This window comes from Streptomyces sp. NPDC037290 (assembly GCF_055603245.1).
Map to the genome: position 1 here is coordinate 142,492 of NZ_JBVJVZ010000005.1, position 23,042 is coordinate 165,533.

Sequence of the window (23,042 nt, forward strand, 5' to 3'; positions counted from 1 at the left end):
CCGTTCACGCCACCTTCCGGTCGGCGTACTCGGCGATCTCCACCATGGGCGGACGTTCCTCGGTGTCCACCGAGTAGGTGCGCGGCTCGAAGCCGTCCTCGCCCCGCTCGAACTGGGTCAGCGTCGGCCGGATCAGATGCCCCCGGGCCAGCCGGAGCTGGGCGGTGCGGTAGATGGCCGCCGACATCCGGCCCAGCGCCTGACCGTCCTGGTGCCGGTGCTTGCGCACACCCACGTCCACCTGCGCCAGCGCGTCGAGCCCCACCAGGTGCAGGGCGTCGACCAGCATGCCCAGCTCCACGCCGTAGCCGACGGGGAACGGCAGCTGTTCCAGCAGCGAGCGGCGGGCCGCGTACTCGCCGCCCAGCGGCTGCACGAATCCGGCCAGCTGCGGCCAGTGCATGTTCAGCAGGGGGCGGGCCATCAGCTCGGTGACCCGGCCGCCCTGGCCGGTGGCGCCGCCCAGGGGTCGGTCGTACATCGCCTTGACCAGGTCCACGTCGGGCTCGGTGAGCAGCGGGCCGACGATCCCCGAGACGAAGTCGGAGGAGAACTCCCTGAGGTCGGCGTCGATGAAACAGATGATGTCCCCGCCGGTCACCAGCAGGGAGCGCCAGAGCACCTCCCCCTTTCCGGGGACGGCGGGAATCCTGGGCAGGATCTCGTCACGGTGAACGACCCGCGCGCCCGCGGCGGCGGCGACCTCGGAGGTGCGGTCGGTGGAGCCCGAGTCGACGACGACGATCTCGTCGACGAGCGGAACCTGCTCCACGAGATCGTGGCGGACGACCGCGACGATGTCGCCGACGGTCTCCTCCTCGTTGAGCGCGGGCAGCACGACGCTGATCGTCTGGCCCGTGCGCTGTTTGGCGGACAGGATCCGGTGGAGAGGGCGATCGGTCACGGACCAGGAGCGGGTGGCCAGCCAGCGCTCGACTTCTTCCAGCACGGTCTGCGGCTCCTCACTGTTCGTGACCACACGGGGTCAACCGTGTGATCCATCTCGCGGTTCGGACGACTATCTCAACTGTCCTGGCCTTCGGTTACAGTCTTGAACAACGCCGATGACCATCGCATGTCGGAGGTCGGCGCGCGTTCACAACCGCATACCGCTCATCCAGAGGGGCAGAGGGAAACGGCCCGATGAAGCCCCGGCAACCCTCCAGTCGGTTCTTGTCACGTTGACGTGGCGAGGCTCCCGGCTAGGGAAGGTGCCAAATCCGTCTCACGGCGAGATGCGTCGTGAGGAAGATGAGGAGAAAGGGCCTCGCCTCCATGGCTGTGCAGACAGTTGCAAGCTCCACCGATTCCACCGTCGACCTCGGTCCCGCCGCGGCCCTGAGCTGTCGCGAGTGCGGTCACCGTGTCCCGCTCGGCCCGGTGTTCGCCTGCGAGGAGTGTTTCGGCCCGCTGGAGATCGCCTACGACTTCTCCGGCTACGACACCGAAGAGCTGCGCCGCCGTATCGAGGCCGGCCCCGCGAACATCTGGCGCTACGCGCCGCTGCTGCCCGTCCCGTCCGACGTGGCCGACAAGCCGAACCTGAACCCGGGCTGGACCAAGCTCGTCAAGGCCGACAACCTCGCCGCGGAACTGGGCGTCACCGGCGGCCTGTTCGTGAAGGACGACTCCGGCAACCCGACGCACTCCTTCAAGGACCGCGTGGTCGCCCAGGCCCTGGAGGCCGCCCGCGCCTTCGGCTTCACCACGCTCTCCTGCTCCTCGACCGGCAACCTCGCCGGTGCCGTCGGCGCCGCCGCGGCCCGGGCCGGCTTCCGCTCCTGCGTGTTCATCCCGCACGACCTGGAGCAGGGCAAGGTCGTCATGGCCGCCGTCTACGGCGGCGAGCTGGTCGGCATCGAGGGCAACTACGACGACGTGAACCGCTTCTGCTCCGAGCTGATCGGCGACCCGGCCGGCGAGGGCTGGGGCTTCGTCAACGTCAACCTGCGGCCGTACTACGCGGAGGGCTCCAAGACCCTCGCGTACGAGATCTGCGAGCAGCTCGGCTGGCGGCTGCCCGACCAGATCGTGGTCCCGATCGCCTCCGGCTCCCAGCTCACGAAGATCGACAAGGGTCTGCAGGAGCTGGTCAAGCTCGGCCTGGTCGAGGACAAGCCGTACAAGATCTTCGGTGCGCAGGCCGAGGGCTGCTCGCCGGTGTCGGCCGCGTTCAAGGCCGGTCACGACGTGGTCCGCCCGCAGAAGCCGAACACCATCGCCAAGTCCCTCGCCATCGGCAACCCGGCCGACGGCCCGTACGTCCTGGACATCGCCCGCCGCACCGGCGGTGCCGTGGAGGACGTCACGGACGAGGAAGTCGTCGACGCGATCAAGCTGCTGGCCCGCACCGAGGGCATCTTCGCGGAGACGGCGGGCGGGGTGACCGTCGGTGTCACCCGCAAGCTGATCAAGGACGGCGCCCTGGACCCGGCGAAGACCACGGTCGTCCTCAACACCGGCGACGGCCTCAAGACGCTGGACGCGGTGGCGGGTACGGGGCTGACCGCGACCATTCGGCCCAACCTGGAGTCGTTCCGCGAGGCCGGACTCGTCTGATCGTTGTCGTCTGGGCGCCTACCTGACCGGAGGTCACAAGCATGAGCGTCACCGTTCGCATCCCCACCATCCTGCGCACCTACACCGGCGGCCAGGCCGAGGTGACCGCCGAGGGCGCGACCCTCGCCGACGTCATCGCGAACCTGGAGAAGAACCACACCGGGATCGCCGCCCGGGTCCTGGACGACCAGGGCAAGCTGCGCCGGTTCGTCAACGTCTACGTCAACGACGACGACGTCCGCTTCGAGCAGGGCCTCGAGACCGCCACCCCGGACGGCGCCGGTGTCTCCATCATTCCGGCGGTCGCCGGCGGCTGATCGTTACCGTGGGTAACTTCAGTTACCCATTGTTCATGGAATTGCCTCCTCCGTGAGAGAAGCGGAGGGGGCAATTCTGCGTGATTGAGCGCGGTACAGTTGGGGAACTCGGCCGCGGTCTCCGGGTCGAGAGCCCTGGATTTCATGCCGCACACCCCGCAAGAAGTAGCCAAAGTGCGCGGGTTTTATGCGGCTTTTGTACCCCTTTGTGGGGCCCGACTTGCCCTGAAGTCGGGTGAATTCTCACCACATTCCGGACCGTTCCCGTCCAGAATTCTCGTCCGATTGACCTGTTGCAGACGGCAGTTGGACAGATACATTCAGCCGCGGTCGACGCGTTCCGGCGCACGCCCCCGTCCGATGGGGGGTGAGGTCTGACCCGGGTCCGCGAAGTGTGGATCTGTGCAAGGGCCAGTAATAGGGGAGTTAGGCATGGCTCAGGGCACCGTCAAGTGGTTCAACGCGGAGAAGGGGTACGGCTTCATCGCGGTCGACGGTGGTGCGGACGTCTTCGTCCACTACAGCGCCATCCAGATGGACGGCTACCGCACCCTGGAAGAGGGCCAGCGGGTGGAGTTCGAGATCTCGCAGGGCCAGAAGGGCCCGCAGGCCGACATGGTTCGCCTCAGCGCCTGAACGTTTCTTGCATGAAGGGCCCGCACCTCGCACAGGGTGCGGGCCCTTCGTCGTGTCCGGCGGCTGATACGCCCCTGTTCGCCCCCGGCTGATCCCGGGGAGCCGCTTGCACTCGACAGGGGGGAGTGCTAATCATTGGCGTTAGCACTCTGAAGGTGAGAGTGACAGTGAAGGACCGGGTCGGTGAGGCCCGCAGGCCAAGTGGGGCAAGGAACCACGCGGCCGGCGAGCCGTCCGTCGCGGGCGCGGGCGCGGTCCGAAGGAATCACCCCCAGTCCTGGAGGGACCACTTCACATGGCCAAGATCATCGCGTTCGACGAGGAGGCGCGGCGCGGCCTCGAGCGCGGCATGAACCAGCTCGCGGACGCCGTCAAGGTGACGCTCGGCCCCAAGGGCCGCAACGTCGTCCTCGAGAAGAAGTGGGGCGCCCCCACGATCACCAACGATGGTGTCTCCATCGCCAAGGAGATCGAGCTCGAGGACCCGTACGAGAAGATCGGCGCCGAGCTGGTCAAGGAAGTCGCCAAGAAGACGGACGACGTCGCCGGTGACGGTACGACCACGGCGACCGTGCTCGCCCAGGCCCTGGTCAAGGAAGGCCTGCGCAACGTAGCCGCCGGCGCCAACCCGATGGCCCTCAAGCGCGGTATCGAGAAGGCCGTCGAGGCCGTCTCCGCCGCCCTGCTGGAGCAGGCGAAGGACGTCGAGACCAAGGAGCAGATCGCCTCCACCGCGTCCATCTCCGCCGCCGACACCCAGATCGGCGAGCTCATCGCCGAGGCCATGGACAAGGTCGGCAAGGAAGGCGTCATCACCGTCGAGGAGAGCAACACCTTCGGTCTGGAGCTCGAGCTCACCGAGGGCATGCGCTTCGACAAGGGCTACATCTCCGCCTACTTCGCGACCGACATGGAGCGCATGGAGGCGTCGCTCGAGGACCCGTACATCCTCATCGCCAACTCCAAGATCGGTTCCGTCAAGGACCTGCTCCCGCTCCTGGAGAAGGTCATGCAGTCGGGCAAGCCGCTGCTGATCATCGCCGAGGACGTCGAGGGCGAGGCCCTGTCGACCCTGGTCGTCAACAAGATCCGTGGCACCTTCAAGTCCGTCGCCGTCAAGGCCCCGGGCTTCGGCGACCGCCGCAAGGCCATGCTCGGCGACATCGCCATCCTCACGGGCGGCGAGGTCATCTCCGAGGAGGTCGGCCTCAAGCTGGAGAACGCGACCCTGGACCTCCTGGGCCGCGCCCGCAAGGTCGTCATCACCAAGGACGAGACCACCATCGTCGACGGTGCCGGCTCCTCGGACCAGGTCAACGGCCGGGTGAACCAGATCCGCGCCGAGATCGAGAACAGCGACTCGGACTACGACCGCGAGAAGCTGCAGGAGCGCCTGGCGAAGCTCGCCGGCGGTGTCGCGGTCATCAAGGCCGGTGCCGCCACCGAGGTGGAGCTCAAGGAGCGCAAGCACCGCATCGAGGACGCCGTCCGCAACGCCAAGGCGGCCGTCGAGGAGGGCATCGTCGCCGGTGGTGGCGTGGCCCTGCTGCAGGCCTCCCAGGTCTTCGAGAAGCTGGAGCTCGAGGGTGACGAGGCGACCGGCGCCAACGCCGTGCGCATCGCGCTCGAGGCCCCGCTGAAGCAGATCGCCGTCAACGCCGGCCTCGAGGGCGGTGTCGTGGTGGAGAAGGTGCGCAACCTGACCCCGGGCCACGGCCTGAACGCCGCGACCGGCGAGTACGTCGACCTGGTCGCCGAGGGCATCATCGACCCGGCGAAGGTGACCCGCTCTGCGCTGCAGAACGCCGCCTCCATCGCCGCGCTGTTCCTCACCACCGAGGCCGTCATCGCCGACAAGCCGGAGAAGGCCGCCGCGCCGGCCGGCGGCGGCATGCCGGGCGGTGACATGGACTTCTGATCGGCCCCGGGGCTTCGGCCTCCGGTTGATCAACGTCCTTACCGAGGGCGGCACTCCCTGTCAGTGGCAGGGGGTGCCGCCCTCGGGCGTGTTCGGGAATCCGTGGCGGGCGCGGCGAGGGCCGCCAGACGCCGCAGGCCGGCCTGACGCTGCACCAGACCCAGCCCGGTGACGGCGGCACCGAGCGCCAGCCAGCCCGCAGGACCGGCCGTCATCACCGCACCGGTCAGCAGCAGGGGCCCCACCGACTTCTGCACCGACTGGGACATCCCGGCCACGCCCAGGTAGGAGGCCCGGGCACGCGGCGGCGCCAGGACGACCGCCAGCTCCCAGGAACTCACCGAGCGCAGCAGCTCGGCCAGGGTGGCCAGCATCGCGGCCGCGAGCATGGCGAGTGAGGCGGACCAGGCCCCGCCGCCGGTGGCGGTCGCCAGCACGAGGCAGCAGGCGGACAGCGTCACGCCGTACCAGCCCACGGCCGCGGCCGCCCGGCGCGGGCCTTCGGCCCAGGCGGAGACCCGCAGCTGCAGGACCACCACCAGCACGGTGTTCAGCACGAGGAAGGCGGGGACGACGGCGTGCGGCGCGCTGGTGTGGTGCACCAGCCACAGCGGCAGGCCGACTCCGATAACCGAGTCGTCCAGGTTCATCGGGATGTCGAGCAGGACGAAGAGCAGGTAGCCGGGATCCCGCCACGGGCTGCGGGCGGGGGCCGGGTCGGCGGCGGGGGTGCCGCCGCTGCCGCCGCCGTGCGCCACGACCAGGCCGTGGCCCGCCGGCTCCCGGGTCCGCCGGACCAGCGCGGCGGCCACGAGGTAGGAGAGCGCGTTGGCCAGGATCAGCGCGCGATAGGCGTTCGGGGTGCCCACGGCGAGGCCGAGCGCGGCGACGCCCGCGCCGACGGCGTACCCGCCGTTGGCCACGCTGCGGGACAGCGCCTGGTAGGTGGCTCGCCGCTCACCGGCGACCCGGGTGGCGAAGAGCATCTCCAGCGTCTTGGCCGCGCGCTCCGCGAGGCTGGTGAGGGCGACCAGGGACAGCAGGGTGGCGAAGTCGTCGGCGACCAGCAGCAGGAGCATCGTCACCAGCCGCAGCAGGTGACAGCCGATCAGCAGCCCCCGCACCGGAAGCCGTTCGGCGGCCCGTCCGGCGAGCGGTGACCCGGCGATCCCCGCGACCGCGCCGACCCCCAGCAGCAGCCCCAGCCGGCGTGCGTCCAGCCCGCTCACGAAGGTGAAGTAGAGGACGGACGCCGCGGCCCACACGCCCGTCCCGGTCCGGTCCACGCACTGCGCCAGCAGCATGATCCGCGCGCCCCGCCCACCGGGTGGCCGCCGCAGCTGCGCTATGAGCCCGCCTGTGCCGTCCTTGCCGTTCCTGGCCCGTCGCATGGCCAGCCCCCGTTTCCCGTCGTCCAGTTAATCTCGACATCAAGATACTTGATGTCGATAGACCGGACGAGGGGTAGCGGGAGGCGTCAGTCGGCGTAGTCCTTCAGCTTCTCGGTGTCGAGGGTGATGCCCACCGGGGACGGCAGCTCGACGGTCGCCCCCCACGGGCGGGTGGAGCACTGCAGGTAACGCCCGTCCTTCGGTTCGCTGTACACGCTGACCGTGCTGCTGTCGCGGTCGATGAGGAGATAGACGGGGATCTCGGCCGCCGCGTAACCCACGGGCTTGTCGATGCGGTCGCGCTGGTCGGTGTCGCGGTCATGGGAGGTGATTTCCACGGCCATGAGGGCACCGTCGGTCTCGGACCAGTTGCCGTGTCCCTTGAAGTGGTCCACCGGCGCGAGGAATCCGTCCGTGATGGCACGGCCCTTGCGGTAGGCCTCGGCCTTGACGCCTCGTTCGGGCATGAGGTTCAGCTCCGGGCGCTGCTGCATGCACTGACGTAGCAGCCACATGAAGATCTCGCCGTGGTTGCCGTCGGGCATGGCCTTTACGACTACCTTTCCGTTGACGTACTCGAGCCGCACGGTTTCGGGTGCGGCCTCGGCCAGTTCCTCGAACTCCTCGACATCGAGCGGGCCGTGCCGGATGCACAGCCTTCCGCCGAGGAACTCCAGCCGGTTGCGCAGTTCCCTCGGCGCCCTGCGGACGAGTTCCTCGAAGTCCTCGACGGACATCTGCGGGCGTTCTTCGGTGTCAGGGGTCATGGCGTCGCCTCCTCCCCTCCATCGTGCCCCGGGGTGGTCTCGTCGGACCGTAGGAGCGGTCATGTGGGTGTCCTCTCTCGTCGTCGTAGGGACATCGCAGCCCGGATCTCGCCCGCGCGGGCGTGGACCGCGGGGGCGGGCAGGGGCGTAGGCGGGTGCGCGGGGGCGCGTTCGCCCCGGCAGCCGCCGCACACGCCCCCCGGCAGTGCTTCCGGCCGCCCCGGCACCCCGCACTCCGCGCACTCCAGCACCCGGCGAGGCGGGCGGGGCCTCTCCCGGACCGGTTCCGGCGGGAGCTTGTCGATGAGGCGCCGGCGGACCAGCGCTGCCGGGTGGTGGACCGGCGTGGGCAGACCCTCGGTCAGTGCGCGGAGTGCGGCCTCGTCGGTGGCCCCTCGTGCGAACCACTCGGTCAGCAGCGGGGCGAGCGCGGCGCAGTCGGCGGCGGAGAGGGACAGGACGGGGGCGGTGCGGCCGAGGGCGGCGAGGAGGATGTGCGCGCGGGAGCGGGTGGGGTCGGGCCGTTCGGGCGGGGGCGAGTCCTCCGGTACGTCTCCCCGCGTGAACGCCGACCACCAGGCGTCGTCGCGTGCGGTGCGGGACCACCACGATCGGGTGATCCAGCGCGAGCCGCCCGAGTCGGTCTCCAGCCGCTCCCGGCCCCGCCTCAAGTGGCCGGCCCGCTGGAGGCGGTTGAGGGCTGTCCGGAGGGCGCACTGGCCGTAGGGGAGCTGTTTGGCCAGTGTCTTCACCGAGATGTCGGCGCCGTCGGGGAGGCGGTCGAGGTACTCGGCGATGGCTGCTTCGCGGGGCGCGAGGTGAGCGAAGGCGTGGTTGGTGCGGGGGCGTTGGCCCGGTGCGGTGCGTTTGCCGTAGCCCGGATTGGCCATCGGGTGAGGGGACGCGTGCGCGGGCAGGAGGGCAGGACTAAACTTGGCTTCAGCCACGGGATCGCTCTTTCCGATCTCGGCGGTCAAGCCCCCGCAGGTGTTGGTAGCACCTGACGGGGGCTGTTCGTTATTCGGGACGCTAGAGGATCGTCACCATGCGTGGCAAGTCGACCGCATCGCGTCAACTCGCGGGGTGGGAGGGCGGGTTGAGGCCCTACCCATTCCCTGAAAAGAGGGCTCGAAGCTCAAGGCTTGAGGTTCGCGACGAACGCCGACCAGGCCTCCGGCCGGAACACGAGCTTCGGGCCTTGGGGGGTCTTGGAGTCGCGGACGGGGACGAGGGCGGGGAAGTCGTGGGTGACTTCCAGGCAGTCGTTGCCGCCTTGGCTGTAGCTCGACTTGCGCCAGGTGGCCATGCTCAGGTCAGGGATGTTCCTCATGTGCGTAAGCCTGCGCCAACGCCTCGATCAGGGCCAGGGACTTCTCTTGCGACAGTGCGGAGGCCACCAGGAGGTCGAACACGAACCTTAGTTGGGTGACGGTGGACGGGTCGTCCTCCAGACGCCCGTTGCGCACTCCCTCGAAGTAGACCAGCGGAGGGGCGTCCGTGAACTCCATCAGCTTCAGCGCACCCTGCATCGCCGTGTGCGCACCCGCACTGAACGGCAGCACCTGCACGATGACCCGGCTGCGGCGGGACAGGTCGGCGACGCGGTGCAGAGCTTCCGCCATCACCGCCCGGCCACCGGTCTCCCGGTGCAAGGCCGCCTCGTCAAGCACCATCCACAACAACGGGTTTGTTGGATGATCCAGCAGGCGGATCCGCTCCATCCTCCCCTCCACCCACTCTTCGATGGTCTCCTCCGGCGCCGTCGGGTCGTATGCGCGGTTCACGGCCCGGGCGTACGCGGGTGTCTGCAGCAACCCTGGGATGAGGAGTGGCGTGTACTGCCTGATCGCCGTTGCGTGAGCTTCCGCCTCCGCCGCCACCTCGAAAGGCTCCTCGAACTTCGACTTGGCCGCCGCCCCGCAGTTCCGTTGGAAGAAGCCGTCCGTCTCCAGTACTTCGTCCAGCAGCCGCGCGTACTCCGCCTGCATCCGCCGCGTCCCCGCCTCCAGCTGTCCGATGAACGACCCGCTCACGAACAACCGCTGCCCCAACTGCTCCTGGCTCAGCCCCTTCCGCTCGCGGGCGTGCCGTAACTCGGCGCCCAGCAGGGCGCGTGGTGATGACGACGGGTCGAGGTCCTTCGGTCCCGGCATGGCAACTCCTCGTCCTGCAAACACTGTTGTTGGGACGCCGTATCTGGCCAGGCTAGGGCGCGGACGGCCACGCTGTGTGGGGAACGGCAACACCCTGCGTGAAGGAATTGGAACAATGGAGATGAAGGAGACACCCTCCGGTGAGCAGCCCGCCCGTGCGGGTGAGTACGCGGTCGACACCCGCAGCGGGCGGCTCGGTCAGGTGATGGGGCGTGTGGGCGGGCGCGTGCAGCTGCGGCCCGTCGGTGGTGGGCGGGAGTGGGACTGTCCGCCGGAGTCGGTCGAGCCGGCGCCGCCGGGGGAGGTGCTGCGGGAGCGGGTGCGGCGGCTGAACCGGGACAGTGTGAGCGGTGTCACCTAAGGGCTTCGGCCGGGCCGGAATGTGGGGCAGCGCATAGGTGATTACTTAAGGGGCTGCAACAATGCGTGCTCACATACCGACCGGTTAACCCTGCCACTCACGAGGAGCCCCTCACGTGACCGTCACGACGCCCGCCTCCCGCGCGGCCCAGATCCTGTCCCGCCCGATCGCGCTGAACGGTCTCACCGTTCCGAACCGGATCGTGATGGCGCCGATGACCCGCATGTTCTCCCCGGGCGGCATCCCCGGCGAGGACGTGCGCTCCTACTACGCGCGCCGCGCTGCCGCCGGTGTCGGGCTCATCGTGACCGAGGGGACCTACGTCGGTCACGAGTCGGCCGGTCAGAGCGACCGCGTGCCGCGGTTCCACGGTGAGGAGCAGCTGGCGGGCTGGGCGAAGGTCGCCGAGGACGTGCACGCGGCGGGTGGCACCATCGTGCCGCAGCTGTGGCACATCGGCATGGTCCGCAAGCAGGGCGAGCCGCCGTTCGCCGACGCCCCCGCCGTCGGCCCGTCCGGCCTCGTCACCGCCGGCGCCGAGCCCACCGGCCGGGCCATGACCCAGCAGGACCTGGACGACGTCATCGAGGCGTTCGCCCGGGCCGCCGCCGACGCCGAGCGCATCGGCTTCGACGGCGTGGAGATCCACGGTGCCCACGGCTACCTCCTCGACCAGTTCCTGTGGGAGGGCACCAACCGGCGTACGGACGCCTACGGCGGTGACCCGGTGGCCCGTGCGCGGTTCTCCGCGGAGGTCGTGGCCGCGGTCCGCGCGGCGGTCTCCGCCGACTTCCCGATCCTCTTCCGCTACTCGCAGTGGAAGCAGCAGGACTACACCGCCCGGCTCGCCGAGACCCCCGAGGAGCTGGAGGCCATCCTGACCCCGCTCGCCGCGGCCGGCGTCGACGTCTTCCACGCCTCCACCCGCCGCTACTGGCTGCCGGAGTTCGACGGCTCGGACCTGAACCTGGCCGGCTGGACGAAGAAGCTCACCGGCAGGCAGGTCATCTCCGTCGGCTCGGTCGGCCTCGACGGCGACTTCATCAACGCCTTCCAGGGCCAGGGCTCCGAGGTCAAGGGAATCGACAACCTCCTCGACCGGATGGAGGCCGACGAGTTCGACATGGTCGCCGTGGGCCGCGCGCTGCTGCAGGACCCGGAGTGGGCGGCCAAGGTGCTCTCCGACCGCTCCGACGAGCTGAAGCCGTACGACGCGGCCGCGCTGAAGACGCTCAGCTGAACCACCGTCTGCTGACGGGCACTTGTGATCGCCGCCGTACGTTCTCCTGATGACCAGTGAGGAGCGAGCATGACGACGAGCGAGTCCCAGGCCCGGAAGACCGGCGTCCCGGACACCGACGGCCCCGTGGTGCGCACCGCCTCCGGCGCGGTGCGCGGCCTCACGGAGCAGGGCCTGTCGGTGTTCCGGGGCATCCCCTTCGCCGCACCCCCGGTCGGCGCGGCCCGCTTCCAGGCCCCGCGCCCGCCCCGCCCGTGGGACGGCACCCGCGAGGCGTTCGCGTTCGGCCCCCCGCCGCCGCAGGACGCCGGCTCCCCGGACAGCGCGGCCCGGCCGTCCACACCCCAGGACGACACCTGGCTCACGGTCAACGTCTGGACCCCCGACCCGGACCCGTCCGCCGCCCGCCCGGTGATGGTGTGGATTTACGGCGGCGCGTTCAAACTCGGGCACAGCGGCCGGGCGGGCTATGACGCGCAGCACATCGCCCGCGAGGGCGACGTCGTGGTCGTCAGCTTCAACTACCGCCTGGGCATGGAGGGTTTCGCCCTCTGGGACGGCGCGCCCGCCAACCGCGGCCTGCTGGACCAGGTCGCGGCCCTCACCTGGGTCCAGGAGAACATCGCCGCGTTCGGCGGCGACCCCGCCCAGGTCACGGTCTTCGGCGAGTCGGCGGGCGCGGGTTCGATCGCCTCGCTGCTGGCGATGCCCGCGGCACAGGGCCTGTTCCGCCGGGCGGTGGCCCAGAGCGTGCCCGGCACGTTCTTCTCCGCCGGCCTCGCCCGCGACCTGGCGGCGGCACTGGCGGCGGAGGCGGGACGCGCGCCCACGGCCGCCGACCTCGCGACGGTGGACCCGCAGCGGCTCACCGAGGCGGGCGCGGCGCTGGGCTCCACCATGGCCCGGCACACCGCCCGCTGGGGCCAGGTGGCCCCGACCACCGTGCCCTTCGCCCCGGTCGTGGACGGCGAGGTCCTTCCCCGTACCCCCTGGCAGGCCCTCGCCGCCGGCGCGGCCCGCGACATCGACCTCGTCGTGGGACACAACCGCGACGAGTACCGCCTGTTCCTGGTCATGGCCGACCTGCACGACAAGATCACCGACGACCTGGCGACGGCGACCCTGCGGCTGTACGCACCGGGCGGCGAGGCAGGCGAGAAGGCCTACCGGTCGGCCTTCCCCGACGCCACCCCGGAGCAGCTCTTCGAACGCGTCCAGACCGACTGGCTGTTCGCGCTGCCGAGCCTGCGCCTCGCGGAGGCCCAGCACACGGGCGGCGGCCGTGCCCACGTCTACGAACTCACCTGGCCGGCCCCGGGCGGCGGCGGGCTGCTGGGCGCCTGCCACGCCCTGGACCTCCCGCTGCTCTTCGGCACCTACGGCGCGGACCTGGGCGCCCTGCTCTTCCCCGGCGGCAGACCCACACCGCAGGCGGAGCGCCTGTCGTCCTTCATGCGCCGCGCCTGGACGGCATTCGCGCGCACGGGCGACCCGGGCTGGCCGGCCTACGACCCGGACGCCCGCCTGGTGCAGATCCTGGACGCGGAACCGGCGACGGGCCCGTATCCCGAGGAGCGGAGCAGAGTCATCTGGGAGGGGTACGACTTCCTGCCCTCGCCCCTGCTGAGCTGACGGTGCCTACAGGTTGCCCATGGGCTCGATGTCGACGTGCACGGGTGTGCCCCACACCCGCAGCACCTCATAGTCGGTGAACTCGTGCACGAGCCGGTACGCCATCGCGGGCCGTGATCCGCGCCGCTGGGCGGCGAGATACGCCTCGGCCTCGCGCCGGTCCCTGCGCGGTGTCCCGCACAGCTGCCACTCCTGCCCGTTCCACGCCTCCGGCAGCCAGCGCTGCTGCGGCTGGGGCCGGTCGGCGCGCACGCCGTAACGGGAGGGCGCGGTGGTCACCGGCTCGGCCGGGGCCGGCCTCCCCTGGAACTCCGACCGCCGGGCCGCCCGCCGCCGGGTCTCACAGAGCAGACACAGATCGGGCGCGCTCTCGTCGACGGGGCCCTGCGGGTGTTCCGGGCACCGGGTCCTGGGCGCGTTGCTCCCGGTGCTCTCCTCCACCAGGTCGAGCGCCCTGCGCAGATCGGCCTTGATTTCATGCAGCCGGGCGTCCGGGGCGTCGGCGGTCAGCGCCTCCCCGTGCTCTCCGAGCAGCCTGAGGGCCCGTCCGAGGGCGGCGAGCTGGGCGTGGTTCATGGTCCGACGGTAACGCCCGCCGGGCCCCGGGCCCACCGGTTCACCCGCGTCGCCGTACCGCCTCACGGCGCGGGAAGCCGAAGAGGTACGTCGCCGCGAAGCCGGCCGCGTATCCCGTCAGCAGCCCGCCCGCGTAGATCGCCACCGCCGCGGCCGGGCCCCTGTTCCCCGTCAGCAGCGGGAACAGGGCCCAGCCCGACGGTCCGATCGCCGTGGCCCCCACCCGGGTGCCGAGCATCGCGAAGAAGCCGACGAACGCCCCGCCCGCCGCACCGCCCGCGCAGGCCGTCAGGAACGGCCGGCCGAGGGGGAGCGAGACGCCGTAGATCAGGGGCTCGCCCACCCCGAGCAGGCCTGCCGGGAGGGCTGACCTGATGGTCGTGCGCAGCGACACGTCGTGGCGCAGCCGGACGTACACCGCGAGCGCCGCGCCGACCTGGCCCGCGCCCGCCATGGCCAGCAGGGGCAGCAGGACGGTGTAGCCCTGCTGCTCGATGAGGGTGGTGTGGATGGGGATGAGGGCCTGGTGCAGGCCCAGCATGACCAGGGGGAGGAAGAGGCCGCCGAGGACGAGTCCGGCGACGGCCCCGGCGGTCGCGAGGAGCCAGTTCGCCGCCGTGCCGATCGCCGTCGCGACCGCGCCTGCCACGTACATCAGGCCGTACAGCGTCACCAGGCCGGAGACGAGAACGGTCACCGTGGGGGTGAGGAGGACGTCCAGCGCGCCCGGTACCCGGCCCCGGACCCACTTCTCCACCCGTGTCGCCAGCAGCGCCGCCGCGAGCGCCCCGAGCACCCCGCCCTGCCCCGGGGCGAGGTGCGTGCCGAAGGCCGTCACCTTCGCCACGCCCGGGTACACGACGACGGCCGCGACCGCCGCGCCGAGCACCGGTGTGCCGCCGAACTCCTTCGCCGTGTGGTGGCCGACGAACACCGCGATCAACGCCAGGAAGGCGGAGGCGACGGCGGTCAGGGCCGGGGTCAGGGCGGGCAGCCACCCGGTGTTCAGCAGCAGGCCGTTGAGCCCGGCGAGGACGCCGCAGCCGATCAGGGCGGGGATGAGCGGGACGAAGACGTTCGCGACGCGCCGCAGGGCGGTCTTGGCCGGAGTGGCGTTGCGTTGCCGCAGCTCCTCCTTCAACCGGGCTCCGGGGGCGTCCTCCTCCCGCTGCCCGGCGCCGACCCGCGCCTCCACCTCCGCCGTCACCTCGTCGACCACCCCGGGCCCGAGCACGATCTGCCAGGTGGGGCCGTCGGACACCACCCCGAGGACGCCGGGCAGGGTCCGCAGCCCCTCCTCGTCGACCGCCGTCGGGTCGGTCAGGGTGAGGCGGAGGCGGGTCACGCAGTGGGCGACGGAGGTGACGTTGGCCGGGCCGCCGACCCGGGTGAGGAGGGCGGTCGCGGTGGAGGCGGGGTCGTTGCGCACGCCCCGAGCGTGCGGGTCAGCGGGCCGCGTGCGCCAGCGCGGCACGCAGATGGCCGGCGGACTCCTCCAGAAGGCGGGCGGCCGTCGGGCCGTCGACACCGGCGAGCAGCGCCAGGATCGCGTTCTTCACCTCGCCGCCGGACTCGGTGAGGGCCCGCTCGATCTCGTCGTCCGCCGCGCCCGTGGCCAGGGAGACGATCCGGCGGGAACGGGCCCGGAGTTTGTCGTTCGAGGCGCGGACGTCGACCATCAGGTTCCCGTAGGTCTTGCCGAGCCGGATCATCGTGATCGTCGACAGCATGTTGAGGACCAGCTTCTGGGCCGTGCCGGCCTTCAGCCGGGTCGAGCCGGTGACCAGCTCGGGGCCGACCACGACCTCGATGCCGTGCTCGGCCGCCGCCGCGAGCGCGCTGTGCTCGTTGCAGGCGAGGCCGACGGTCAGTGCGCCCAGGGCGCGGGCGTGCTCGACGGCACCGATCGCGTAGGGGGTGCGGCCGGAGGCGGAGATGCCGACGACCGTGTCGTCCGGGGTGGGCTTGAGCGCGTCCAGGTCGCTGCGGGCCAGTTCCTTCGAGTCCTCGGCGCCCTCGACCGAGGTGACCATCGCCTCCGCGCCGCCCGCGATCAGGCCGACGACCTGGGCGGGATCGGTGTTGAAGGTGGGCGGGCACTCGGAGGCGTCCAGCACACCGAGCCGGCCGGCGGTGCCCGCGCCGGCGTAGATCAGCCGGCCGCCGCGGCCCATGCGTGCGGCGACGGCGTCGATCGCCGCCGCGATCTGCGGAAGGCGGGCGGCGACGGCGGCGGGCACGCCCGCGTCCTCACCGTTCATCAGGCGGACGATGTCGAGGGTGGGCAGACGATCGATGTCGGCGAGCTCGGGCCGGAAGGCTTCCGTGGTCAGGGAAGCCAGCTGACGACGCAGGTCATGGGAGGTCATGGGGGTGGCTCTCTCAGGTCTGGGTGTCGTGGTGGTGCGGTGGATCACCTGGGACTGGTGCGATGCCGGTGAGCCAGCGCCTCGTACGACGCGGCCAGCGCGGGTGCCGCCGTCTCGTACGTCCGCTGGGCCACTCCCACGAACAGGCAGTCCACCACGAGCAGTTGACTGGTCCGCGAGGACATCGCGGCCGGCCGTAGCTCGCTCTCCCGTGAGGTGGACGTGGTCAGTACGTGGTCGGCGTACTGGGTGACCGGCGAGTCGGGCCGGCCGGTGATGGCCACGGTCGTGGCCCCGTGCTCGAACGCGACCCGCAGCGGCTCGATGACGTCCCCCGTCGAGCCGGAGTGGGTGATGGCGATCGCCACGTCGCCGGAGCGGAGCTGCACCGCGTTGGTCACCGCGAGGTGCGGGTCGCTGTGGGCGTGGGCTATGAGCCCTATGCGGAGCAGCTTCTGGGTGAGGTCCTGGGCGACGAGCCCGGACGCCCCTATGCCGTAGACGTCGGTGCGCCGTGCGCCGGCCAGCGCGCTGACGGCGGCGCCGAGCTGCGCGGTGTCGAGGCCGGCGGCCGTGTCGGCGAGGGTCTGCTGCTCCTCGTAGGCGAGCTTGGCGACGACGTCGGCGATGGGGTCGTCCACCGCGATGTCGGTCGTGATCGCGGGTGCGCGGCCCGACTGCTGCTGGGCGGCGAGCCCGGCGAGGGCGAGCCGCAGGTCCCGGTAGCCGGGGTAGCCGAGCAGGCGGGCGGTGCGCACGACGGTGGCCTCGCTGGTCCCGGTGAGTTCGGCGAGGCCGGTGACCGTGAGGGCGGCGCAGCCGGCCGGGTCGCTCGCGACGGCCTCGGCCACGCGCTGCATGGACCGGGTCATGGAGGGCGCGAGGGTGCGCACCTTGGCGGCGAGGGAACCGCCCGGACTGCCGAAAGTTTCCTTCACGTCCTGGGTCACGAGTGAAAGATATTTTCGGTTCGGCGCCGTGGTCAAGAGTGCGCACAATGAGAGGTATGGAACCCAGTCCTCTTGAGCAGGCCCTGCATGCCGCGCGCGCCCTCGTGCTGGCCGATCTCGTCGCGGGCGAGGTCGCCGAGGCGGACGTGGTCTCGCTGGTCGAGGACTCCGTCGCGGAGCGGCGCTGGTGGGTCGAGCAGTGGCCGGACGGCGCGGCCTACGTCGCCGGGCTGGTCGCCCAGGACGTCCAGGACGCGCTGCTGGACCGCTACGGCCGCTGGCCGCTGTGCCCGGTGTGCGGCTCCGGCGACCCGCACGCGCTGGACGTGGAGCCCGAGCTGGGCCCCGACCCGCACTGGGTGTGCGCCAAGGCGGGCGTGAAGGTCGCGCCGGTGGGCTCACTGGGGAGGGCCACGGGCGGAACGGCCTCGTCGTGACCCTGTACATCGACCCGCCCGCCTGGCCCGGACACGGCCGCATGTGGTCGCACCTGGTGAGCGATGTGTCGTACGACGAACTGCACCTGTTCGCCGAGCGGTTGGGCGTGCCCCGGCGCGCCTTCGAGCGCGATCACTACGACCTTCCGTCGCACCGCTACCCGGACGCGGTGGCCGCCGGGGCGGTGGAGGTCAGCAGCCGCGAGGTGGTGCGGCTGCTGCAGGAGTCGGGACTGCGCAGGCGGAAGCGGTCGCCTCAGCCGCGCAGCTCGTAGGTGACGAGCTTGTCGTCCTCGGCGAGCCGCCGGAACCCGGCGCGGGTGACCACCGCCTGGGAGGGCGCGTTGTCCAGGTCGATCTTCGCGATCACCGTCCGCACGTCGTCGCGGGCCAGCGCCCACCGCGACAGGGCGCGCAGCGCCTCGGTGGCGTACCCCTGGCCCCGGGCGGCCTCGGCGAGGTCGTAGCCGATCTCCACACAGCCGTCCTCGTCCGGGGCGCCGTGGAACCCCATGCCGCCGACCGCGCGGCCGTCCTCCGCGCGGACCAGGACGAAGACGTTGAACTCGGGCCGGTGTACGCCGGCCTCGTACGCCTTGAGCAGCAGACCGGCGGCGCCACGGGTGCCCTCGTACGGGCCGCTCTCGATCCACTCGAAGCCGCCGTCGCCGCCGCGCTGCAGGTCCTGGGCGGCGGCCGGGCGAAGGCCGGTGAGGGTGAGCCGCCCGGCCGGGATGACGAGGTTGTTGTACCAGCGCCACCCGGTGACCGGGGCGCGGCCGGGCAGCTCGCCGCGGCCGGTGGCCCACAGCAGCGTCGGCCAGGGCGCGGCGCCGGGCTGGACGTGCGGGAAGAGGCAGGCCAGCAGGGATGCGACGAGGTCGGCCGGCGGCTCGTAGCCGATCCCCAGGCCCTCGGCCATGTCGTGCGTGTGCAGCAGCACCTCGGCGATGCCCATCGCGGCGAAGCCCTCGGCGTCCGCGCTGCCGAAGGGATAGGGATGGAAGGCGCGCAGGCCGGGCGGTGCGGTGCGGACGGCGGCGGCGAGCAGGGCGCCGGTCGTCTCGATGACGTGCAGCAGACCCGCGTTGTCCGTGCCCTTGTCCAGGGTCAGCTCGAAGGGGAGGTAGGCGTCCTGCGCGCGTCCGGCCAGGTTGGCGGCGTAGGCGATGAGGTCGTCGGCGACATGGACCGCGGTGGTGTGGCAGTCCCACTCCAGCCGCCCGGCCCGCACGGCCCGCCAGTCCCGGTCCACCGCCGGGCGCAGCGCCGCCGCGCAGCCTGCCACGGCCTCGGTCACGTCATCCCCGTTTATCGGTCGCATGACGCGAACCTTAGGGTGCGGCCTCCCTCAGGTCGACAGCATTTCCAGCTCGCCCGCGAGGTTGTAACGGGCGGTGGCCTCCCAGTGCTCCCGGCCGTACGGGGTGCGGAACAGCCGTGGCAGGGCCAGCAGTTGGCGCAGGACCGCCGAACGCCCCTGCCGGAAGGCGTCGTTCGGCACGAAGTGGTACTCCTCGCGCACCTCGGCGGTGTAGGCGGCGTACGCCGACGGGGGCGCGGCCAGGATCGCGAGGTCGGCGTCGCACAGCACCTGGCCGTCGCGGTCGTCGTCGGCCGGGTCGTGCGTGACGGTGAGCCGGACCAGCCGGGCCACCTCGGCGGCCTTGTCCCGGGGGACCCCGGCCTCGGGGAGGGCGCGTTCGGCGAGGCGGGCGGAGCGTTCCTCGTTCGTCGACCGCTCGGGCAGGTAGACGGCGTCGTGGAACCAGGCGGCCAGGCGCACGACGTCCGGGTCGTCCGCGTGTTCCTCCAGTACGTCGACGCGGTCGAGCACCGCCGCCAGGTGCTCGACGGTGTGGTACCGGCGCTGCGGCTCCTGCCAGCGGCGCAGCAGGGCGTCGGCGTACCGGTACGGGTCCGGGTGACAGGGGCCCTCCCGCGTCGCGAGCAGGGCCCGCACCCAGCGGGAACGCAGGTCGTCGAGATCGGCCATGCCGTCATTCTGCCGCCGGGCGACCCGATGCACCCAGCAGTCCGCGTCGAGCCGAACACCCTCGGGTGAGGGGCGGCCGGGCGGGTACGGAAACCAGCGTAGTCTTGAATTGGACTAGACCTGTAGCCGCCGATGAATGGGGTGCCATGAGCAAGCGTGCAGTCCTGGAGGTGATCGCGCTCGACGTCGAGGACGCGGTCGCCGCCCAGGCCGGAGGCGCGGACCGGCTGGAGCTGGTCACCGACATGGCGGCCGACGGGCTCAGCCCCGCGCCCGCCACCGTCGCCAGGATCCGGGCCGCCGTCGACATCGACCTGCGCGTGATGCTCCGGCTCGCGGACGGGTTCGCGGCCGGTGACGTGGACCAGCTGGTCCGGGCGGCCGGCGGGCTGCGCGAGGCCGGCGCCGACCAGTTCGTGCTCGGCTTCCTCGACGCGGACGGCGGGGTCGACCTGGCCGCCGTCGAGCGGGTGGTCCGCGCGCTGGACGGCTGCGCGTGGACCTTCCACCGGGCGATCGACCGGGCCGCCGACCGCGACGCCCTGCGCAAGCAGCTCGCCGACCTGCCCGGCCTCGACACCTACCTCACCGCCGGCGCCGCCGACGGTGTGGACGAGGGGGTGCCGACGCTGGTCGCCGAGGCGGGCCGGCGGGGGGAGCCGGGGTACGGCCAGACACTCCTGGTCGGCGGAGGGCTCCGCCTCGACCACGTCCCGCGGCTGCGGGCCGCCGGTATCGACGCCTTCCACATCGGCGGCGCGGCGCGCTCCGCGGGCTGGAAGGGGCCGGTTTCCGAGGAGGCCGTGGCCGAGTGGCGGAAGGTGCTGGACGGCGAGTAGGCCGCTTGGGCGTCGTTACCCGGCCGCCAGCCCGAGGAGCACGATCAGCACCAGCGACACGAATCCGGTGAGCGGGAGGAGACCCACCATCCCCATCGGCCGTGCGAACACCCCTCGGCCCGGGTCGAGGCCGGGGCGCTGGGCGGCGGCCGGTGCGGGGAGCTTGCGGATCTTGGACAGGGCGATGAGGTTGAGCAGCAGCGTGACGGGCGTGATGAACATCGACATCGGCCCCCACCACCCCTGCGCCATGGTGTCCGACTGCATCTTCCGGAAGACGGCGAGCCCGCAGGTGTGGCAGAAGGTGCCCTTCCGGTGCAGCTGCCGCATGATCACCAGGAAGCCCTGGTGGCCGCGGATCGTCATCGCCGACGCGGGCGCCGCGCCGCACACCTGGCAGCCGACGCCGGGAGCGGCCGGGTGTGCGCCGGGGGCCTGCTGGTAGCCGGCCTGCCCGTAACCGCCGGGCGCCTGCGGGTGGGGCGCCTGCCCGTAGCCGCCCGGCGCCTGCTCGTACGGAGCCTGCCCGTACGGCCCGGACGGCTGCGGGTGGCCCACCGGGGCCTGCTGATACGGGCCCGGGGCCTGCTCATAGCCCGTCGGGGCCTGCTGGTACGGCCCGGGGGCCTGCTGGTAGGGCCCTGGGTTCTGCTGGTACGCGGGATGCTGAGGCGGCGGAGTGCTCAACGGAGGCCTTTCCGTGGGGACATGTCAGAACGGCTCAGCACCCTACTGGTCGAGCTGCCGGGGCAACGGCGCGGCATGGGTTACGACGAGCCCCGACACCGCACGCGTCAACGCCACGTACAGCCGCCGCAGTCCGGTCCGCTCGTCCGGCTCGCCGTCCACCACCGCCTGTGGCTCGTCCAGGACCACGTAGTCGTACTCCAGGCCCTTGGCGAGGGACGCCGGGACCAGCGTGAGGCGGGTCTCGCGGGTGGTCTCCTCGCCGGGCGCGAGGTACGCGATGCCCGCCGCCGTCAGCGCCTCGGCGAGCGCCGGGACACGGGCGTCCGCCGCGATCAGGCCCGTCGAACCCTCGTTGCGCAGCAACTCCTCGCAGGCGGCCACGATTTCGGACGCCCCCGTGATCGTACGGACCTCGAAGAAGCCCGGGTTCTCACGGACGGAGGCCACCGGCGTGAGACCGGGCGCGATGTGCGGGAGGAGGCGGGAGGCGTAGGTGATGACGTCCGTGGGGACGCGGAAACCGGCCGTCAGCTCCTCGATGACCCCGTCAGGCTTGCCCAGGTGGGCCAGCGCCTCGTCCCAACCGCGGGTCGCCCAGGGGGTCGTGCCCTGCGCCAGGTCACCGAGGACGGTCGCGCTGCCCGTCGTGCAGCGGCGGCCGACGGCCCGGTACTGCATGGGGGAGAGGTCCTGCGCCTCGTCGAGGACGACATGGCCGAGCGAGTGCGTGCGCTGGATCAGATCCGCCGCCTCGTCGATCAGCACCGCGTCCGCCGCCGACCACCTGGCCGACTTCACGCTGCGCACCGGCCTGGCCCACAGGATCGTCTTCCGCTCGTCCTCGTCCAGCACTCCGGCGGAGTGCTCGGTGAGGAAGTCCGCGTCGGTCAGCAGCCGCAGGACCAGCTTCGCCGGGTCGACGGCCGGCCAGATCTCCTTCACGGCCGCCTTCACGGCGCTGTTGCGGGCGACGGCGTCCTGCACCCGGTCGTCCGGCGCCTCACCGGCCCGTTCCATCTGCACCAGCACCGCGTGTGCGATCCGCTGCGGCAACGCCTCACGGGCGGCGCCGTAGCGGATGTCCCGCTCCAGCAACTCGCGGACGATGTCCTCCAGTTCGTACGACGGCACCCGCCAGCGCCGCGAGCCGCGCACCACCACGACCGCCTCCGTCGGCATGGTCACGTGGGAGTACAGGGCCCGGCGCAGCACCTCGGCCATCCGGGCGTCGCCCTTGACCACGGCCGCGGCCGCGTCGTCCGTGCCGCGCACCTCCCCGTGCGCGACCAGGTCGTCCACGGTGGCCTGCCGCACGGCCAACTCGCCCAGGGCGGGCAGGACCTGCTCGATGTAGTGGAGGAAGGAGCGGTTCGGGCCGATCACCAGGGTGCCGGTACGGGCGAGGCGCTCCCGGTGGGCGTAGAGGAGGTAGGCGACCCGGTGCAGGCCGACGGCGGTCTTTCCGGTGCCGGGGCCTCCCTGGACGCAGACCGTGCCGGACAGCCCCGAGCGGACGATCTCGTCCTGCTCGGGCTGGATGGTGGCGACGATGTCCCGCATGGGGCCCACGCGCGGCCGTTCGATCTCCTGCTGGAGCAGTTTGCTGGTGGCGGCGGCCTCGGCCGGGTCGGAAAGGTGCTCGTCCTCGTACGCGGTCAGCTCGCCGCCGGTGTAGCCGAAGCGGCGGCGCAGACCCACGTCCATCGGGTCCTTCTTCGAGGCCCGGTAGAAGGGCTGCGAGACCGGGGCGCGCCAGTCGATGACCATGGGGTCGCCGTCGGCGTCGTGCACGTGCCGCCGCCCGATGTAGAACTGCTCGCCCTCGGCGCCCTCGGCCTGGTCCGCGCCCGGCGCGCGCAGGTAGTCCAGCCGGCCGAAGAACAGCGGGGTGTCGCTGAGGTCGGCCAGCGCCTTGATCCGGTCGTCGATCTGGCGGGACAGCACTTCGGCGTTGACCCAGTTCGCGGTGACGTCCCTGATGTCCAGTGCCTCCACGTCCTCGCGCATGGCGCGCAGGGCGGCCCGTGACGAGGCGAGGTGGGATCGCTCTCGGGCGAGCGGGTCGTCAAGCGGGCCGTCGAGGTCGGGGGCGGGCGTGGACAAGGGGGTGCCTCCGGATCTGCTCTCGCATGACTCATGACTGACTCATGGCTGGGGCATGACTGGGAGCCGTCCGGTTTCCGTCCGGGCGGCGGCACTCCGTGGGGAGGC

General features: G+C 71.7%; 24 protein-coding genes and 1 riboswitch. Of the genes, 10 read left to right on the forward strand and 14 right to left on the reverse strand.

The window, feature by feature from the left end:
• Positions 1 to 4 precede the first annotated feature (4 nt).
• Positions 5 to 949 (reverse strand): glucosyl-3-phosphoglycerate synthase, encoded by a 945-nt coding sequence (locus tag ACZ7HQ_RS19285; protein ID WP_470990997.1) that lies wholly within the window; start codon positions 947 to 949, stop codon positions 5 to 7.
• Between the two features lie 161 nt (positions 950 to 1,110).
• Positions 1,111 to 1,258, forward strand: a riboswitch (SAM riboswitch).
• A 17-nt stretch (positions 1,259 to 1,275) separates the two neighbouring features.
• On the opposite strand from ACZ7HQ_RS19285, the gene thrC reads away from it, so the two are divergent.
• The 4 genes from thrC (at position 1,276) to groL (ending at position 5,430) form a co-directional block, all read left to right on the forward strand.
• A complete protein-coding gene (gene thrC, locus ACZ7HQ_RS19290) occupies positions 1,276 to 2,559 on the forward strand; it encodes a threonine synthase (protein WP_470990999.1) in 1,284 nt (427 codons plus the stop codon).
• Positions 2,560 to 2,600: 41 nt separating this feature from the next.
• On the forward strand, positions 2,601 to 2,876 hold the full coding sequence (locus ACZ7HQ_RS19295) for a ubiquitin-like small modifier protein 1 (protein ID WP_470991001.1): 276 nt from the start codon (positions 2,601 to 2,603) through the stop codon (positions 2,874 to 2,876).
• Between the two features lie 432 nt (positions 2,877 to 3,308).
• Positions 3,309 to 3,512: a cold-shock protein gene (locus ACZ7HQ_RS19300; RefSeq protein WP_004929928.1), complete on the forward strand. Its 204-nt coding sequence runs from the start codon at positions 3,309 to 3,311 to the stop codon at positions 3,510 to 3,512.
• A gap of 295 nt (positions 3,513 to 3,807) precedes the next feature.
• Positions 3,808 to 5,430: a chaperonin GroEL gene (groL, locus tag ACZ7HQ_RS19305; protein WP_184965634.1), complete on the forward strand. Its 1,623-nt coding sequence runs from the start codon at positions 3,808 to 3,810 to the stop codon at positions 5,428 to 5,430.
• 38 nt (positions 5,431 to 5,468) lie between these two features.
• On the opposite strand, the gene ACZ7HQ_RS19310 is transcribed toward groL, so the two are convergent.
• The 5 genes from ACZ7HQ_RS19310 to ACZ7HQ_RS19330 form a co-directional block, all read right to left on the reverse strand.
• The gene (locus tag ACZ7HQ_RS19310; protein ID WP_470991003.1) at positions 5,469 to 6,821 is read right to left on the reverse strand and encodes an MFS transporter; all 1,353 of its coding nucleotides are present in this window, start codon (positions 6,819 to 6,821) and stop codon (positions 5,469 to 5,471) included.
• 86 nt (positions 6,822 to 6,907) lie between these two features.
• Entirely contained in the window at positions 6,908 to 7,588 is a 681-nt protein-coding gene (locus tag ACZ7HQ_RS19315) for a Uma2 family endonuclease (RefSeq protein ID WP_470991005.1), read from the reverse strand.
• 59 nt (positions 7,589 to 7,647) lie between these two features.
• Entirely contained in the window at positions 7,648 to 8,478 is an 831-nt protein-coding gene (locus ACZ7HQ_RS19320; RefSeq protein ID WP_470991007.1) for a hypothetical protein, read from the reverse strand.
• A 245-nt stretch (positions 8,479 to 8,723) separates the two neighbouring features.
• Positions 8,724 to 8,918, reverse strand: a complete 195-nt coding sequence (locus tag ACZ7HQ_RS19325) for a DUF397 domain-containing protein (protein WP_470991009.1) — start codon at positions 8,916 to 8,918, stop codon at positions 8,724 to 8,726.
• Positions 8,902 to 9,741: a helix-turn-helix domain-containing protein gene (locus tag ACZ7HQ_RS19330; RefSeq protein WP_470991011.1), complete on the reverse strand. Its 840-nt coding sequence runs from the start codon at positions 9,739 to 9,741 to the stop codon at positions 8,902 to 8,904. Before ACZ7HQ_RS19330 ends, ACZ7HQ_RS19325 begins: the two co-directional genes overlap by 17 nt.
• A 115-nt stretch (positions 9,742 to 9,856) precedes the next feature.
• Between ACZ7HQ_RS19330 and ACZ7HQ_RS19335 the strand changes: the two genes are divergently transcribed.
• The 3 genes from ACZ7HQ_RS19335 (at position 9,857) to ACZ7HQ_RS19345 (ending at position 12,974) form a co-directional block, all read left to right on the forward strand.
• Positions 9,857 to 10,102, forward strand: coding sequence for a hypothetical protein (locus ACZ7HQ_RS19335; protein WP_470991013.1), 246 nt, complete (start codon positions 9,857 to 9,859; stop codon positions 10,100 to 10,102).
• Between the two features lie 115 nt (positions 10,103 to 10,217).
• Complete coding sequence (locus ACZ7HQ_RS19340; protein ID WP_470991015.1) at positions 10,218 to 11,342, forward strand: NADH:flavin oxidoreductase; 1,125 nt, start codon at positions 10,218 to 10,220, stop codon at positions 11,340 to 11,342.
• A gap of 69 nt (positions 11,343 to 11,411) precedes the next feature.
• Complete coding sequence (locus tag ACZ7HQ_RS19345; RefSeq protein ID WP_470991017.1) at positions 11,412 to 12,974, forward strand: carboxylesterase/lipase family protein; 1,563 nt, start codon at positions 11,412 to 11,414, stop codon at positions 12,972 to 12,974.
• A 6-nt stretch (positions 12,975 to 12,980) separates the two neighbouring features.
• On the opposite strand, the gene ACZ7HQ_RS19350 is transcribed toward ACZ7HQ_RS19345, so the two are convergent.
• From ACZ7HQ_RS19350 to ACZ7HQ_RS19365, 4 genes are read right to left on the reverse strand one after another with little or no spacing between them, the layout of a single operon-like run.
• Positions 12,981 to 13,550 carry a hypothetical protein gene (locus ACZ7HQ_RS19350; RefSeq protein WP_470991019.1) on the reverse strand — a complete coding sequence of 190 codons (570 nt, stop codon included), beginning with the start codon at positions 13,548 to 13,550 and terminating at the stop codon, positions 12,981 to 12,983.
• A 40-nt stretch (positions 13,551 to 13,590) separates the two neighbouring features.
• Positions 13,591 to 14,979 carry a PTS transporter subunit EIIC gene (locus tag ACZ7HQ_RS19355; protein WP_470991021.1) on the reverse strand — a complete coding sequence of 463 codons (1,389 nt, stop codon included), beginning with the start codon at positions 14,977 to 14,979 and terminating at the stop codon, positions 13,591 to 13,593.
• A gap of 16 nt (positions 14,980 to 14,995) precedes the next feature.
• The gene (gene murQ / locus ACZ7HQ_RS19360) at positions 14,996 to 15,919 is read right to left on the reverse strand and encodes an N-acetylmuramic acid 6-phosphate etherase (RefSeq protein ID WP_470991023.1); all 924 of its coding nucleotides are present in this window, start codon (positions 15,917 to 15,919) and stop codon (positions 14,996 to 14,998) included.
• A 44-nt stretch (positions 15,920 to 15,963) separates the two neighbouring features.
• A complete protein-coding gene (locus ACZ7HQ_RS19365) occupies positions 15,964 to 16,869 on the reverse strand; it encodes a MurR/RpiR family transcriptional regulator (RefSeq protein ID WP_470991025.1) in 906 nt (301 codons plus the stop codon).
• A gap of 56 nt (positions 16,870 to 16,925) precedes the next feature.
• Between ACZ7HQ_RS19365 and ACZ7HQ_RS19370 the strand changes: the two genes are divergently transcribed.
• The gene (locus tag ACZ7HQ_RS19370) at positions 16,926 to 17,306 is read left to right on the forward strand and encodes a hypothetical protein (protein WP_470991027.1); all 381 of its coding nucleotides are present in this window, start codon (positions 16,926 to 16,928) and stop codon (positions 17,304 to 17,306) included.
• A complete protein-coding gene (locus ACZ7HQ_RS19375; RefSeq protein WP_470991029.1) occupies positions 17,303 to 17,581 on the forward strand; it encodes a DUF4031 domain-containing protein in 279 nt (92 codons plus the stop codon). The genes ACZ7HQ_RS19370 and ACZ7HQ_RS19375 overlap by 4 nt, the downstream gene beginning before the upstream one ends.
• Here ACZ7HQ_RS19375 and ACZ7HQ_RS19380 read toward each other — a convergent pair.
• Together ACZ7HQ_RS19380 and ACZ7HQ_RS19385 are read right to left on the reverse strand one after the other, a co-directional pair.
• Complete coding sequence (locus ACZ7HQ_RS19380; RefSeq protein ID WP_470992221.1) at positions 17,563 to 18,606, reverse strand: GNAT family N-acetyltransferase; 1,044 nt, start codon at positions 18,604 to 18,606, stop codon at positions 17,563 to 17,565. The genes ACZ7HQ_RS19375 and ACZ7HQ_RS19380 overlap by 19 nt on opposite strands.
• Positions 18,607 to 18,657: 51 nt before the next feature.
• Positions 18,658 to 19,302 carry an HD domain-containing protein gene (locus ACZ7HQ_RS19385; RefSeq protein ID WP_470991031.1) on the reverse strand — a complete coding sequence of 215 codons (645 nt, stop codon included), beginning with the start codon at positions 19,300 to 19,302 and terminating at the stop codon, positions 18,658 to 18,660.
• A gap of 146 nt (positions 19,303 to 19,448) precedes the next feature.
• On the opposite strand from ACZ7HQ_RS19385, the gene ACZ7HQ_RS19390 reads away from it, so the two are divergent.
• Positions 19,449 to 20,141 carry a copper homeostasis protein CutC gene (locus ACZ7HQ_RS19390; RefSeq protein ID WP_470991033.1) on the forward strand — a complete coding sequence of 231 codons (693 nt, stop codon included), beginning with the start codon at positions 19,449 to 19,451 and terminating at the stop codon, positions 20,139 to 20,141.
• Positions 20,142 to 20,156: 15 nt separating this feature from the next.
• On the opposite strand, the gene ACZ7HQ_RS19395 is transcribed toward ACZ7HQ_RS19390, so the two are convergent.
• Both ACZ7HQ_RS19395 and ACZ7HQ_RS19400 read right to left on the reverse strand, forming a co-directional pair.
• On the reverse strand, positions 20,157 to 20,828 hold the full coding sequence (locus ACZ7HQ_RS19395) for an LppU/SCO3897 family protein (protein ID WP_470991036.1): 672 nt from the start codon (positions 20,826 to 20,828) through the stop codon (positions 20,157 to 20,159).
• Between the two features lie 42 nt (positions 20,829 to 20,870).
• Positions 20,871 to 22,934: a HelD family protein gene (locus tag ACZ7HQ_RS19400; RefSeq protein ID WP_470991038.1), complete on the reverse strand. Its 2,064-nt coding sequence runs from the start codon at positions 22,932 to 22,934 to the stop codon at positions 20,871 to 20,873.
• Positions 22,935 to 23,042 lie beyond the last annotated feature (108 nt).